General features: G+C 53.7%; 9 protein-coding genes. 1 reads left to right on the forward strand and 8 read right to left on the reverse strand.

Going from position 1 to position 14222, the window contains the following annotated elements; translation table 11 throughout:
- The first annotated feature begins 84 nt into the window (after nucleotides 1–84).
- The gene (locus I4W09_RS05880; RefSeq protein ID WP_196032747.1) at nucleotides 85–1686 is read left to right on the forward strand and encodes a potassium/proton antiporter; all 1602 of its coding nucleotides are present in this window, start codon (nucleotides 85–87) and stop codon (nucleotides 1684–1686) included.
- Between the two features lie 326 nt (nucleotides 1687–2012).
- Here the strand turns inward: I4W09_RS05880 and I4W09_RS05885 are convergent, their stop codons facing one another.
- The 8 genes from I4W09_RS05885 to pglX form a co-directional block, all read right to left on the reverse strand.
- Nucleotides 2013–2204, reverse strand: coding sequence for a hypothetical protein (locus tag I4W09_RS05885; protein WP_196032749.1), 192 nt, complete (start codon nucleotides 2202–2204; stop codon nucleotides 2013–2015).
- A gap of 29 nt (nucleotides 2205–2233) precedes the next feature.
- Nucleotides 2234–4855 (reverse strand): BREX-1 system phosphatase PglZ type A, encoded by a 2622-nt coding sequence (pglZ, locus tag I4W09_RS05890; RefSeq protein ID WP_196032751.1) that lies wholly within the window; start codon nucleotides 4853–4855, stop codon nucleotides 2234–2236.
- 15 nt (nucleotides 4856–4870) lie between these two features.
- Nucleotides 4871–6616, reverse strand: coding sequence for an SNF2-related protein (locus I4W09_RS05895; protein ID WP_196032754.1), 1746 nt, complete (start codon nucleotides 6614–6616; stop codon nucleotides 4871–4873).
- A gap of 135 nt (nucleotides 6617–6751) precedes the next feature.
- Nucleotides 6752–7975 (reverse strand): hypothetical protein, encoded by a 1224-nt coding sequence (locus tag I4W09_RS05900; protein WP_230318704.1) that lies wholly within the window; start codon nucleotides 7973–7975, stop codon nucleotides 6752–6754.
- 4 nt (nucleotides 7976–7979) lie between these two features.
- On the reverse strand, nucleotides 7980–9935 hold the full coding sequence (locus I4W09_RS10685; RefSeq protein WP_196032760.1) for a winged helix-turn-helix domain-containing protein: 1956 nt from the start codon (nucleotides 9933–9935) through the stop codon (nucleotides 7980–7982).
- 32 nt (nucleotides 9936–9967) lie between these two features.
- Complete coding sequence (locus I4W09_RS05910; RefSeq protein WP_196032762.1) at nucleotides 9968–10936, reverse strand: BREX-1 system adenine-specific DNA-methyltransferase PglX; 969 nt, start codon at nucleotides 10934–10936, stop codon at nucleotides 9968–9970.
- Nucleotides 10937–11013: 77 nt separating this feature from the next.
- Entirely contained in the window at nucleotides 11014–11559 is a 546-nt protein-coding gene (locus I4W09_RS05915; RefSeq protein ID WP_230318705.1) for a hypothetical protein, read from the reverse strand.
- A 96-nt stretch (nucleotides 11560–11655) separates the two neighbouring features.
- Nucleotides 11656–14217, reverse strand: a complete 2562-nt coding sequence (pglX, locus tag I4W09_RS05920) for a BREX-1 system adenine-specific DNA-methyltransferase PglX (protein WP_196032766.1) — start codon at nucleotides 14215–14217, stop codon at nucleotides 11656–11658.
- Nucleotides 14218–14222: the final 5 nt, after the last annotated feature.

Here is a 14222-nt window from a genome sequence, read left to right on the forward strand (position 1 = left end):
CCCCATATACCCACCATCTTTGGGTACAAATAACCGCAGACAACTGACCGTGCCACGCCAACCACCCAGGAGCGGACACCATCCATGAACCAGATACTTCTCTTTATCGGCCTCGTCATTATTCTGTGCCTGACCATCAAACCCGTCGGCAAAAAGCTCCCCTTCCCCACCCTGCTCATCTTTATCGCGCTGGGCATGCTGCTGGGCGTCAACGGCCCGGCGCACATCGACTTTAGCGACTATGCGCTCACCGAAACCGTCTGCAGCACGGCGCTGCTGTTCATCATGTTCTACGGCGGCTTTAACACCAACATCGACCGCGCCAAGCCCGTCGCCGTGCCCGCGGTGCTGCTGAGCACGCTCGGCGTCGTCATCACCGCTGGCATCACCGGCGTGTTCGCGCACTTTGTACTGGGCTTCGACTGGATCGGCGGCCTGCTGCTGGGATCGGTCGTGGCGTCGACCGATGCGGCGAGCGTCTTTAGCGTGCTGCGCGAGCACAGTCTGTCGCTGAGAGGTGGCACCGACTCGCTGCTCGAGGTCGAATCGGGCTCCAACGACCCCGTCGCCTACATGCTCACCGCCGTGCTCGCGACCCTCGCGGCGGGCGGCGACGTTAACATCCCCGTGCTGCTGGCCAAGCAAATCATCCTAGGCGTGGGGTTGGGTCTTGCCATTGGCTGGACATCCAGCCGTCTGATCGAGCGCGCGCATGCAACAGCCGAGGGCGCGCAGACTATCTTTTTATTCGCCGTGGCTATCGTCGCCTACGCGCTGCCGAGCTACCTGGGCGGCAACGGCTTTTTGGCCGTATACCTGGCGGGCATTGTGCTGGGCGCGAGCGACATCACCGGCAAGGTCGAGCTGGCGCACTTCTTCGACACCCTCACCGAGATGGCAGAGATGACCATCTTCTTTTTGCTCGGCCTGCTCGTGACGCCCGCCCGCCTGCCGCAAATGCTGCTGCCGGGCCTGGCACTCATGGCGTTTATGCTCTTCGCGAGCCGCCCCTTCGCCGTAGGCGTACTACTGGCGCCCTTTAAGACGAACCCCCGCCAGGTTGCGCTCGTAAGCTGGGCTGGCCTGCGCGGCGCAGCTTCGGTCGTGTTTAGTCTCTTTGCCGTGGTGGCCGGTGTTCCCGGCGGTCACGACCTGTTTGACCTTGTGTTTGTAATTGCCGTATCGAGCATTGTGGTGCAAGGTTCGCTGCTACCGGCGGTGGCAAAGAAGCTCGATATGATCGACGCGGAAGGCGACGTTCGCCGTACGTTTAACGATTACCGTGACGAGGACGGTATGTCGTTCGTCAAACTCAAGGTAGGCGCGGGCCATCCGTTTGCCGGTCGTTCGCTCGCCGATATTGGCAGCGCGACGGATATGCTGGTGGTCCTGGTGCTGCGCGACGGCGCACACCCCGTGCTGCCCAACGGTGATACCGTAATTGAAGAAGGCGACCTTCTGGTTATGGCCGCGCCGACGTTTGAAGAGCGTGCCGAGGTTACGCTGCGCGAGGTCACCGTAACGCCCCACGGGCGTCTGGCCGGCCAACGTCTACGCGACGTGCCGCAAGGCAAGCACCCCTTTATCGTCGTGATGCTCAAGCGCGACGGTCAAACGATCATCCCCGACGGCAACACCCTCATATACGCCGGCGACGAAGCCGTCATCGCCACGCTGGCGTCGTAGCGGCAAGGGGATAACCGTCCCGAATTGGCTACATTTGAGCATCAATCGCCCCGGCTGGGGTCTCGTTGCGGACAATTAGTGCCTCTCAAAACTAAGTGAGTAGACTTTTGTAGAATCGCCGACCACGTCACCAAAGCACAAGTCTGTGACCTGCGGGTTTGTTGAAGCAAAATTGTCGGGTGCTCTGGATTTCGAATAAAGCCTACTCACTTAGCCAGCGTGCAGTCAAAATAGAACGGTCGCGAGCTCATTAGACTCCATTGCGACGGCTTATCGTGCATTTTCGCGCAGCTGCGGGTACAGACGCCCGTCCCAAATTAGCTACCCTAGTCATCGTCGACGGCAAAATCGCGGAGGTCGAGGCCTTCTCGTTCGGCTCGGGCTAGGAGCTCCTGAGGTGACTCGTCCTCGATATCTACTACTTCGAGCATGGCGGCCGGAAAGCCCACGCCGGCTGCACTCCCCGCGCGGTCGAGCAGACTCTCGCACAGTTGGTCTACATCAACTTCGATCTCCATGGTGCAACCTCCCTATTCAGCCCCCCCACTTACCATTCACGACCCAGATAAACATGGAAGTGCAGCGTCTGAAGAACACGATCTTCGCCGCTATCCGCGTTTTTCAGGCAAAGTGCATACTCCGCGCGTTCATCAAGTTCAACGGTTGGACGCACCGTCAGCATTACCATAAAGCGGCGCGCCCTCGCATCGACTTCGGTCAAATCGGCTACGATTCTTGCAATGTCGGTTACGGGGTTTCCGCTGCGATCGGCAACAAACACTTCATAGTTCGCAGGAAGGATCTTGCCGACCACTACCTCATCTTGCAGAAACTCCAGGAAGAAAGACGTATTCGAGATGGATTCAAGTTGCGTAACGAGGGACAAGCCAACAGGGCTCGATGCGACAAAGCCACGCGTTCCGGCGCGCTTATTGCTAAAGGTCAAAACCGGCACACACATCTCCTGCAATGAGATACCGCCATGGACAAAGTTCTCGCCTCCGCCGGGACGTCGCAAACGCACGCATTCACGCGGCGAAAAGCCCACGAGGCTACCAGCAGAAGCGGGTAGAGCAACCTTAAGCAGCGTATCGGACTCAGAATCGCTCGAGGCAACAGCCCAGCGGCGTCCAGCCTCAATGACGTCGCCCGCCACGTCCGCGACACTCGTATGATCATATTCGGTAAGCGGCTCTACGGTGTACAGAAACCCATGATCTGCCGTAATGACGATTCGAGACGACATAAACTCACGCACGATGAGCTTGACCAGCACCGATAACTCGTCAATTGTTTCATCGCAGGCATGAAACGCCCTGCGCTCGGTTGCGGCCTTGTCACCAATGGCATCAATGAGATCGTGATAGATATAGACAACGCTCGCGTCTCCTACGACCTTCTTGCGTTCGGCACGGTCCATCTCGCCGACAAAACGGTCATAGCGAACCGCAACAGCACCCTCATAATGCTCGCCAATCACCTTTTGGCGAGATTCGATAGTATCGACGCGCCCCCCATCAACAAGCACGCCAAAGCCCGATCCCCCCTCTCCGCATGCCTCGTAACGCATCGTTCCATGAGGCAACAAGGCAGCCATACCGCATCTGGTTATCGAAGGAAACACGCCTTGCACGGCGCCAAGCTCGCACCGACCCTTTGTCTCGCGCTCAAGACGCTCGGCAAGTTCTGCAGCAACCTCATAGCGCAAAGCATCAGAAACGATGACCCAAATACGCTTTCCGCGGCGATTCGCGGGCTCAACGTAGCTCAGATCAAAATCAACCTGACGCGGAATACCTTTCACATATCCCTGCAAGCCCAATGCATCGCCCGACGCGCTTGCCCAACGGCGAGAGAGCTCCTTAAGAAACCAGCCTTTATACAAAGCTTCCATCGACTCAAAGCAGGCCCGGAAGTCTTCATCGAGCTCGTACTCCCCCGCTCTAAAGGCACCGGCGAACTCTGTCACCAGCTCACGGTACCAAGCGTCCATGCGATAGAAATCGCTGGCATAAGAACCCCAAAGGGCCAAAGCCCCCATGCCCGCAAAACCTTCTACATGGTCGCGATAAAAACACTGCATATGAGCTGCAGCCGAAACGCCACGATAATAGCAGGCAAGTTCCTCATACCAGAGCGATCCGCGACGAGAGGCGACGACCGACAAAACCTCATCAGCAGCATCCACAGACAGACGCACCCGCTCAAACAGCATGCGCAGAATGGTGGCATCGATGCAGGGAAAGACGTCGGCTCCTGCAATACAGTCAAGACCAACGTCAGCAAGTATCTTTCCAAGCTCAAGCTCGCGCTCAACCGCCGTTGTCATACTCAACAGCAATAGACGATTACCGCCACGAACCCAATAATCAACGCATGCGCGGCAGAACGCGGCATGAACAGCCTGGGAAGAGAAACGTCCCGACAGCGCGTCCAGACATCCACCCGTCATTGACCGCGAGCAGGCGGTGAGCAACACGTGGACCAACAACTCGGGAACACGAGATAGCTCGAGCGCGTTCCCATCAAAACCACACCAATGACGAATGAGCTCGCAGAAATAGCCATTCATCTCATATTCAGCAAGTAGGACAACCACCTGATCAGCATTGCCCTCGTGCAGGAGTGCCAAATAGCCTGATACGTTTGCCGCGGGATCGAGTTCGCTGGCACCCAAGCAGGCAGCCAAAATGCCAAGCTCAAGCTCATCGACGGTCGCAACAGCGACTTCCCTCGATGAATGTAGCAACTTATTGAGCTTTATAACGTTGCGGCGCTTGGCAAAAAAGGCTTTATGGGACTCAAGCGCCGCGCGCATCTCATACGAATCAACCGCGCCGATCTCGCGTAGCTGCACGGAAACATAGTCGGCGGCAAACGGGACGCAACGCGCTTCAACATCCGCCAGCCAATCGCCAGACGGCTCCCCTGCGCAGCGACGATATATGAGCACCTTACGTCCGCCCAAGTCACCATTGAGCTTACGCTTGATAGCAAACCGACCACCCTCGCGATCAACGAGAACGCTGACGCCCGGCAACTCCAAATCTGCAAGCACATCCTCAAATTCACCGGACGGATCATGCCATACAACAATGGCGCCCCCGCAATCGGCGTCCTGACCTGCAAACAAATGCAGCAGCTCGGATGTAATATCTGCAAGCTTCATGGCAAACTCTCAAAACTAGTCATCAAACAAACCGGCGAAAATAGCATCCAAATCCTCTTGAGAGGTAGGCTGCGTCTCGAGTATTTCGGAATCAATACACCTGAGCATGGTGTTCTCTTTTTCGCGCAGGCGAGTATATATTTCCTCGTCAAGCGACCACGGGTCGGGTTTTCCAAGGTCGTAATCTTCCGAAAGGTAGTAGTACCTTGTCTGCTGATCTTGCGGCAGGCCCAAACGGTTGATTCGATCGCGGGACTGCAGCAAATGGACCAGATTAAAGCTGTACTCGTAGTACACGGCATCGTGACAAATCGAATGCAGCGAGACAGACTCGGCAAGCGTATGAGGATTGGTGATGAGTACGGGAAACTTGCCAGCCCTAAAGTCATCCAGGTCTGCCGAACGACAGACAAGGTCATCCTGGCCGTTAATCGTACGTGCCTCAATCCCCATATCAGCCAGACCGCGCTGAAGATCGGACATGCTCTTGATGAAAATGCACCAGACGATAACCGAGCGCCCCTGTGCCACCAAGTCGCCAATCAGAGAGCAGCAACGAGCACGTTTGCTCGATGTCCCGGCAGAGCGAATCATGCCCACAATCTTATCGGAGTAGTCGACGGCATCGACCTCGCCGGTCTCCTCGTCTTCTTCGATAATCCAACGATAGTCTTCGGGATTAAGCGTTTCGAGCAGGTCGATCGGATCGTTCTCCATCTGCAGCGCACGCAGCATCAAGGTCAGTTTGTTGCGACGGTAACGGTTTTTAATAACGCCGAGCAGTAGATTCGTACGCTCGCCAGACGACACCTTGATAAGCTCGTCGGGCTCAGCCCTCGGGACGCCTAGGTCATCCTTGGTCGTACGGCAATAAAATGGCTGCAACTTGTTGTTCACGAGCTCAATGTCCGAGTCCTCGGCGTTTTTGAGCTCGCTTTTCTCAAAGCCAAAAAAGTTGTCATACTCCCGCGGGTACAGAATATGCAACATATTGTAAATATCGATATATCCGTTAGGAATTGGCGTGCCCGTCAGGGCAAACGTATAGGGAGCACTCTTGGAAACCACGAGAGCCGCGTTAGCTTGCTTTCCGCCAACGCGCTTAACGCGATGGATTTCGTCGAACACCAAAAGTGTACGCTCACCAGCGACCTTACTGAGTTCCTCGGCAACGCCAATAGCCGCCTCGTAATTCACAAGCAGCAAATTGCAACCGCCCACACGAGCGCGAATATAGCTCCGACGGTCAGACTTACCAAGCTTTCGGTAAGCATCGTCTTGCGTTGTAAACAAGTTGAGTGGCCACTTATCGCCAAAGCAGAGCCTCCACTCCGTAGCCCAGGAATCAAATGCGTTTTTTGGGCACACGACCATAATGCGATCGACCATGCTGCGGGCCGCCAAAAAGGCAAACGCACCAAGAACGGTCGCCGTTTTACCCGACCCCGGCACCGAGAAGTTGCCTGCACGTCCCATCGTTGCCAAGAAAAACGCGTCGCGCATCTGGCGATCCTTAAGTGGACGCGCCATGGCGGCATCGACGACCTCCGAGAACTCTGCGAGATGGGCATCGTGTTTGTGGTCGCCGCGCTTGATCTCGTTTCCCAAACGCGAACGTTGCTCGGCAAGTTCGCGAATCTGCGTAAAGCCGTCCTGAAGGTCGTCATCGACCGATAGCGCCACACCAAGACGGCCAGCAACCTTCGAAAGCTTGCCAACAATCTTTTCGAACTCCGTATAGTTGCCGATCTCTTCGAGCAAAATGTGGCCCTGGACTACACACCTAACGTATGCCCTGCAGGTCATCTTAAAGCGAGCATTGCGACGAAGAGAGTCAGCATCAAGAGGATCAGGATCAAGATAGATTTGTCCGTTTCGCTGATACAGGCGCATTGCTTAGCCCTCTAAAGTCTTTTGGACGACATCGAGAACTTCCTGGGCCTTCTCGAGAAGGGACTGAAGCCCATCCTGCATATCAGCAAGCTGCTCAGGCTCTAACTTGTGCAGTATTTCCACGTCAACATTATTAACATCCGAGAGCGCATTGCGAACGGCGCGTACCTGTCCGTTTTTGATCTTACGATTGCCGGCCTTAGTGCGCGCTACATTTCTAGACGCCTTCATTCCCTCTTTCAAGCGGGTATCAGAGCCAAACGCATCGCGAAGATATTCCGTAGTGACAACCACGTCTTCGGGCTTTTCCGCAAGCCTTTCCAAGACCTCAACGGCATAATCCAGCTGCTCTTCGCGCAGTTTGTCGTCAGCAATCAGATTATCGATGAACTCACGAACCCCACGCGTCGCGTCGCCGAATGTCTGGCACATTAAATTTACAAACACTGCGTTTTTAATTTCTTCTCGCTTGTCCTTGTTCTTGACCTTCACGAGCCCGTTCGTAAGCGACTCGATAGGGCCTTGCAGCTTAAGGTCCTGAGCAATATGAAATGCCCCGGGAGCTTCACAAAACTCAAGGAAATCTTTCAACATATCAATTTGAGCGAGGCAGTTCTTCATTTTGCTCTGCTTCATATTGGCATGCTTGGCATATTCTTCTGCCGTCATACGCCCTTCGTTGACCCACCTATCGATATCGACCAGACGAGAGATGGCATCATATTCCTGCTTGGTGTCCTCGCCCAGCTGAATCTCGAGCTCAAGACCCTTAATGGCATTCTCGTCATAGGTATCGGGAAACACACAGCAGCGCAGCATGCGAAGGGTGTTTTCGGCAGCAGACAACTTACGCAAGCAAGTAAAACGACGGTTACCGTCAATGACAACGCCGTTGGTCAGAATGATCGCAGATTGTTGTTGACCCTTGTTTTTAATATCCAACATGGTCGTCTTAAGATGCTTGGGGTTATCGGCCTCGATCATATCAGCAATAAGGTTATCGAGTTCCGTTTGATCCTGGGGCAAACCTTCGGGATGCTCCGCCTGATAGCGCGAAATGAACGTAGCAATTCGCCCGTTCTGCACATTAAAGTGCAGCTTATCGACGCGAACCTCGTAAATCGGACAATCCTGGTTCTGGCCACCAATAAACTTGCGCTCGATATTGTCGGTTTTGCGAACCCAGCCCTCAGCAATGCCCGTGTTGATGAACTTTTCCATTTCCATTGTCTTACTCCACTTCTAGTACAAACTGGTCATGGCTAACAAATACGCGCTCGCTAGCGCTTGAATAAAACAAGTCCGACTTACGAATTATCTGGATGAGCTGCGCGCGCGGAATCACTACGCCGTACTCTTCCGAAAGCAAGTCGACAAGATCGTCGATATCGATCGATATCTCGCGACCCACCACCGCCTGGATAAAATCGCGACCCTTCATGGGGTGGCCGCGCGGCGCAAAGAGCTTAATGCCCACAAGGTTTCCGTGCCCCAGCAGGTCCTCCTGCGACAGGAGCACACTTTCGTAAAATGCATCGGATAGACCGTACTCAAGTAAGGGCAAATCGGATGCGCAGCGCCTGAGCCACGGCACGGTAAAGTACGGCGTGTCGTCATCAGCGCCACGCTCGATGGCATCCAAAGCAAAGCTGCGCAAATCGGCATCCCTAATATCAAGCTCATCAAGACCATCGCGCGTAATCCAGCTCGACTCGTCGTAGTCAAGCAAGTCGCCCGACCTAATGGCTCGATAGACCATGTTTTTAAAGGACATACAGTTCAACATGGATTGAGGCAGGCTATCATGCTCGACGATGGCTCCGTGCATCAAAGACAGATAGAAATCTGTCTGGCTTACACCCCGGCCTCTACAGGCGCAGTCAGCATAAAGCGTGAACCCCGTTTGATAGGCAAACAATTCCAGCTTGAGCGTTTCGTCGGGCGAGCATCCCGCCAGCTCCGCAAACTGGGAAAGCAGGTACCAATCCTCATCAAGCTTGGGAAGAGTTGGCTCACTGGCCATGACGCCTTCAGATCCGGTATCAACACGCTCGCCATGGAACGGCTGGGGATGTACGTCTTCAGCCACAGCAACGCGCGGAGCCGCCGTGGCCGGCCCGCATTCATTATCTTCAATAACGTTTTCTCGGGCTTCGACCGGATCACTTTGCGTCTCGGGAACAAAGCTCTCAGCACTCGCTTCAACGTCCGCAAACCAATCGTTCGCATCGACAACGCACGGTGATGACCGATAGAACAGCGCTCGTTCATCGAAGCCGAGTTCGTTAATAGCTCGAATCGTATCGAATTTGCCGGCCACATCCTCGCGAATCAACACAACATCGTCGGGCAATAATAGCCGCTCAACAACATCCGCGTATGCACTGCCAACGTCATGCCATAAAAGAATGGAACCGGACGTTGTATCAAATGCCATTTGCAGCTGCTCGGAAAGCTTGATCAGAGAGTCATCCAGCATTTGTTCTTCGCATGGCGCGGGGGTCTCATCGACACCTAGGAACCGATAGCCAAAACCATGCACCGTTTTAATCCAAAGGGGATTCTTTACCTCATCTCCCAGCTTCTTACGGAGGTTTTTAACATGCGAAGCAAGAGCTCTATTCGATTCAGCGAAGCCAACGCCCATCGAAATCTGAGAGAGTTCCTCATTTGAAATCTCAACGTTTGACCTAGCCGTAAGTGCATTCAAGACACTGTGCTCAATTGGCGTAAGCGCAAGCTCCTCGCCATCGAGCTGAACAATACGGTTCTCAGAATCAACGACAAGCACACGGTCGCCATGCGCAGAACGAAATACACGCACGCCTTCACCAATGCTCGCCTCAGGCTCAAATCCCGGAGCAAAATCGAGACGATAGCCATAACCGTGAACGCCCTTAAGCCAACGAGCGTTGCGGGCATCTTCTTTCAATTTCTTGCGAATGTTCTTGATATGGCTATCGAGCACTCGATGTGACTTAGGGTCATCGTGGCCAAATGTCGCAACAAACAGCTCTTGGCGAGAAAATGCATGACCCGGTTTTTGAGCCATGCAAAACAAGATGTTGAACTCATTGGGGGTCAAGCATAAGTAGGAACCGTCCATGTACGCATCGCACATGGTTGGATCGAGCAGAAGATTGCTATCGATTCGAATGATCTGATTGTTGTTTACCAATGCTCCCATAGCGGCTCTTTCGACTTCTAGCGCGCAGACGACTATTTGATTTTGGCGAGAACGTCCTGGAACTTGGCGTAATTGACCTTAACGCCGTCATCCAAATCAATCTCAATCATTTGGTCTGCAAGGTGATGGACCTTCTCCTCGTAGCTCACGAGCTCGGCAGCTTGGTCGCTTATGCGCTTTTGCTCCTTAGCAAGACGAGCACGATCACGACTGTCGCTTACCTCTATCTGGTCGGCAATCCACATCAGCCGATTGCGGTAACGTTCTTGCTGAGGATGGATATAACCCGTACGAATCAGCGCCAACAAATCAGGGCGATAGCGATGCATGTAGACCAACGCCCTAAAGCCGCCCTTCTTGCCTGAATCAAACAGCCAGTAGATGGGACGTTTCTTGTAGGTCTGGCAGTGGTCCTTAAAGAAGTCCTTCAAAAAGTAGGTGCGGATGACCTCGCGCGAGGTGCCTTTGCCGTCGAGCGCCTCGGCAATAAAGGCCAGGTTCTGCTCGAGCGTCTCCTCGCCGTACACGGTGCGCACAAAGTCGATAAAGTAACGCACAATGTCGTCGTCAAAGTACTCATCGTCGGTAATGGGCAGCACGTTGTCGCCGTCGGGCATAAAGGTCACGTGATTGGGATCGGGCATCTTGACCGGATAGTCGTTGACCGTGGCACCCTGATCGGCCAAAACCAGACCGTCCACGTCCAGCGAATAGCGGCCGAACATGCAGCCCACGGCATAGCTTATGAGAGAGGTGATCTCGTCGCGCTTGGTGCGCACGTACTTGTTGCCCTTATAGCTCTCGGGAATCTCATCGGCGGTATCAAAGATGCGCGCCACCGATACGTACTTGTCCTCAACCTCGATGGGCACCTCGCCCTCCATGTTGTAGATCTTGGCAAAGATTCGGTTGAGCTCTTCCTCGTTAGCGCGAAGCTGCTCAAAGCGAGCATTAACCTCGGCCTTGCGAGCCTCGTATTTTTCAGAAAGCAAGACTGGCATGAACAATCTCCAAACACAGTTGAACTAAATCAGCAACGCAGTCAAATGGCCAATTCCCCCGAGCTTCCTGCCATTAACTAGTTCGGCAATTCACCGATTAACTTAATGCGTTTATACGACAGGAACATGCGGGCGGAAATCTGACCCTTCGCATTAGTGTCCTGGAAATAGAGAAAAGGTTCTCGCTTGCCGTTACTCGCAGACTTCCGTTTAACTTCAGCAAACTGACCGTGAGCAATAGAATTGCGCAAATGTCTGTACAAGCCATCAAGGGTAAGCATGGCGTCGTAGGGCTTGGCATCCGAAATGGCTATTGCCTTTTTATCCTTATCAGGAAATAGTCCGTATCCGTCTTTCAGCATTCCAATCGGAGTTTTAGTAAAAGCAAGGAACTCTATATTCGAGCTAGGAATGCCACCGTCAGCAAACCCGTTGCCAATTAGATACTTTGCAACCCCCCTAAGCTCATAGTTCACATAGAAACGATCCTCATCCAAATCAGCAAAAAGCGATTGAATGCAATTCAAAGCAAGCGAATTGTCAACGCTGTCCAAAGCAGGCAAGTGTTTTCTAACGGCCGATGCTTTTGGCACCGGACAGCCTGCAAGCAAATTATTAAACAAGAATAAAGTGCGTTCCTTATTCTCCGTGCGCGAATTTACCCAATCCGACCTGCCACATGACGTTAACGCTTTGATTTTCTTTCCACCCATAAGACATCAGACCAATGGATGGCGCTTGAAATCCCAAGAAGTTTCAAGCGAATCATAATCAAGTTTTGAAATCGTGCGAGCAGCTTCAACAAGCGTACAAACAGTCGGCTCAGCGCATTCATCTTGAATGATTGGCAGTTGCCCGATTTGACCCACCTCAAAATTGAGAGTTGGCGACATGAATGCCAAATCGATTTCAGCGATAGAACAGTTGCAGAAAGCCTGGATGTAGCGAAGCTCATCCGGTTCCGCGAATAGGCATGCCCCAGCAACCTCGAAAAGCATTCCTTGGGGCGCGAACCTAAAGGATGCGAGGCTAGAAGAAATCTTCGACCAAGAAACTGCCGGCTTAAAGTAATCATTCTGGTTCTTTATGACAAAATCAGGCTTAGAAAGGTATGTGTACTTTGCCAGGATGGCTTCCTTCATCTCGCGCCCATCGTCGTACCAGTTAACGACTTCGTCGTACTCTCCCCACCATTTTCGATAAAATCCTCCCCTGATAATAGGGAACCATCGCCTGCCCGACTTCTTTGCGGAGTCCCTGTCGGAACAGCTCCTGTCGGTGTGTTCCGGCTCGACTTCCCACCACTTACGGAGGAACCTATTATTATCGCTCGTCGCAAGACCTTGCCTCGGAGTCGCAATGGAGTCGAGGCGCTTACCAGCAACAAACGACTGGATCAAATGGTCGCTGGCCCAGTAGGCTATGGGGGTGCCGGGGATCTGTTTGAAGGTCCCAGCGTCGCGGCGGTAGAACCAGCCGCAGTCGGGGTTCCTGATCGCCTCGAGGGCTTTTCCTTCCTGCAACGACCAATGATCGAAATCATTCAATCTGACATAGCCGCCACGATAGCCGGCGACATGTTTGTTCCTGATTACAAATGTACACACCTGAGCAGCGATGCCATGAAATCCATGGACGGAAAGCTGCACTAAGCTATCAATCGTTTTGACATCGACCAGCTGTTGGCGCAAATTCTCGAAAGACGATAAAAACATCCAGCTATTTGATGTTGCAAGACCCGCAAGGCCCGCCGTCTCCGTAAGAGAAAAAATACGCTCGATGAAGCACGTGCACAGGTCGCTCTTCACGTCGGGGTAGTTCTTCTTGACCCACTTGGACATGAAGGGGCCGAAGCTGGAGCTGCCCATGTAGGGCGGGTTGGCCACCACACAGTCGTGGCGGCGAGCGAGGATCTCGCAGGTCTTAAGAGCACATTCCAGTTTATTTTTAGAACTACCGTCAAACAGACCATCGGTGCCGATGAGTTCGATCGCCTCACGCAGTGCGGCAAGGTCGCCCTCACTTGGAGCGAGCAGCGAGCCGACCTCGTCCAGATGCGATAGGGCATCGATGAGATCCTTCTTCTTGGCAAGCGCGACGCCGTGCGGAATATCATCCTCCTCAAGCATAACCGGCTCGAGCACGGCAACATCCGCCTGAACCCCACGGCCAAAGAAACGCCTATCCATCTCTCGGGCACACATGGCCAACGCAAGCCCTGCAATCTGGGCAGCGCGAGGGTCAATTTCCATACCATGGAGGTTCTTGGATAGAATGAGTCCGGGAATGTCGCGCATACGGTATTCGCGCTCTAAATACATCTTTGCCAAAAGTTCAAAGGCGTAAACGAGAATATGGCCCGATCCACAAGCCGGGTCGCACAGCGAAATATCCTCGGGACTCTCGATTTTAATGAAGTCCTCGTGCTCCGCATCGGGCTCGATGTAGTACTCCATTTCATCACGCAGGGGACTTCCCGGGTTGTTCAGCATCCACAAACGCCCCAGCGAGTTCTGCACCATGTAGCGTACGATCCAGTTGGGCGTAAACAGTTGTGTGGCAGGACCGATGGTGTCCGGCGTCTCCTTGGCCTTAGATTTAAAGAATGCGTCTTTGACCTCGGAATTGTAGAACTGATACATCCAGCCCAAGGACTCGACGTTTTCCCACGTGCTGCGTTCAATCCGTTCGACTAGAGCGCACAGTACGCCTTCTTCACCGCGGTCCAAAAGCCTTGTCGGAAGCAGTAACGCATCCGCTGTGCCCACGCGGCCAAAGATGGCGGGCAAGCACTCGGCGAGCTCGTTCATCTGCGCCACCAAAATGAGACGGAACAGCGCCTCATCATCTGCCGCCGCGACAAGGTCAAACACGCGATCGCGCTCTAAGCCCGGCAGATCAAGCTCCGTCGGCATACGCAAGCAGTCTGGCGAAAAACTATCGTACTCCGAGGTTTCGCAATATGAACTTAGCATGCGCACGCCACAGGGTAGATAGCCTCGCACTTCCATATAGCGTATTGCAGCAAAGCGATTAAACCAGGTATAGGCCATTTCCTCGCAAAAGCGCGCATAGCCGTCATGCTCTATGCGGCGATATAGCTCCGAACGTTGCGAACGCTCGAGCGCAGAGAGCACCGTGCCTTTAACGATGGTTGCATCGCGATTGAATTCTTCACGCCCTGCGTCGTCGAGTCCGTAGGCATAGCAACGCTGGCGCACCTCGTCAATTAAGCGGATGCGTGCCCAAGGGCAGAACTTTTCGAGATCTTTCGTATCCATGTTTC

This window comes from Collinsella aerofaciens (genome assembly GCF_015670795.1).
Classification (GTDB): Bacteria; Actinomycetota; Coriobacteriia; order Coriobacteriales; family Coriobacteriaceae; genus Collinsella; species Collinsella aerofaciens_Q.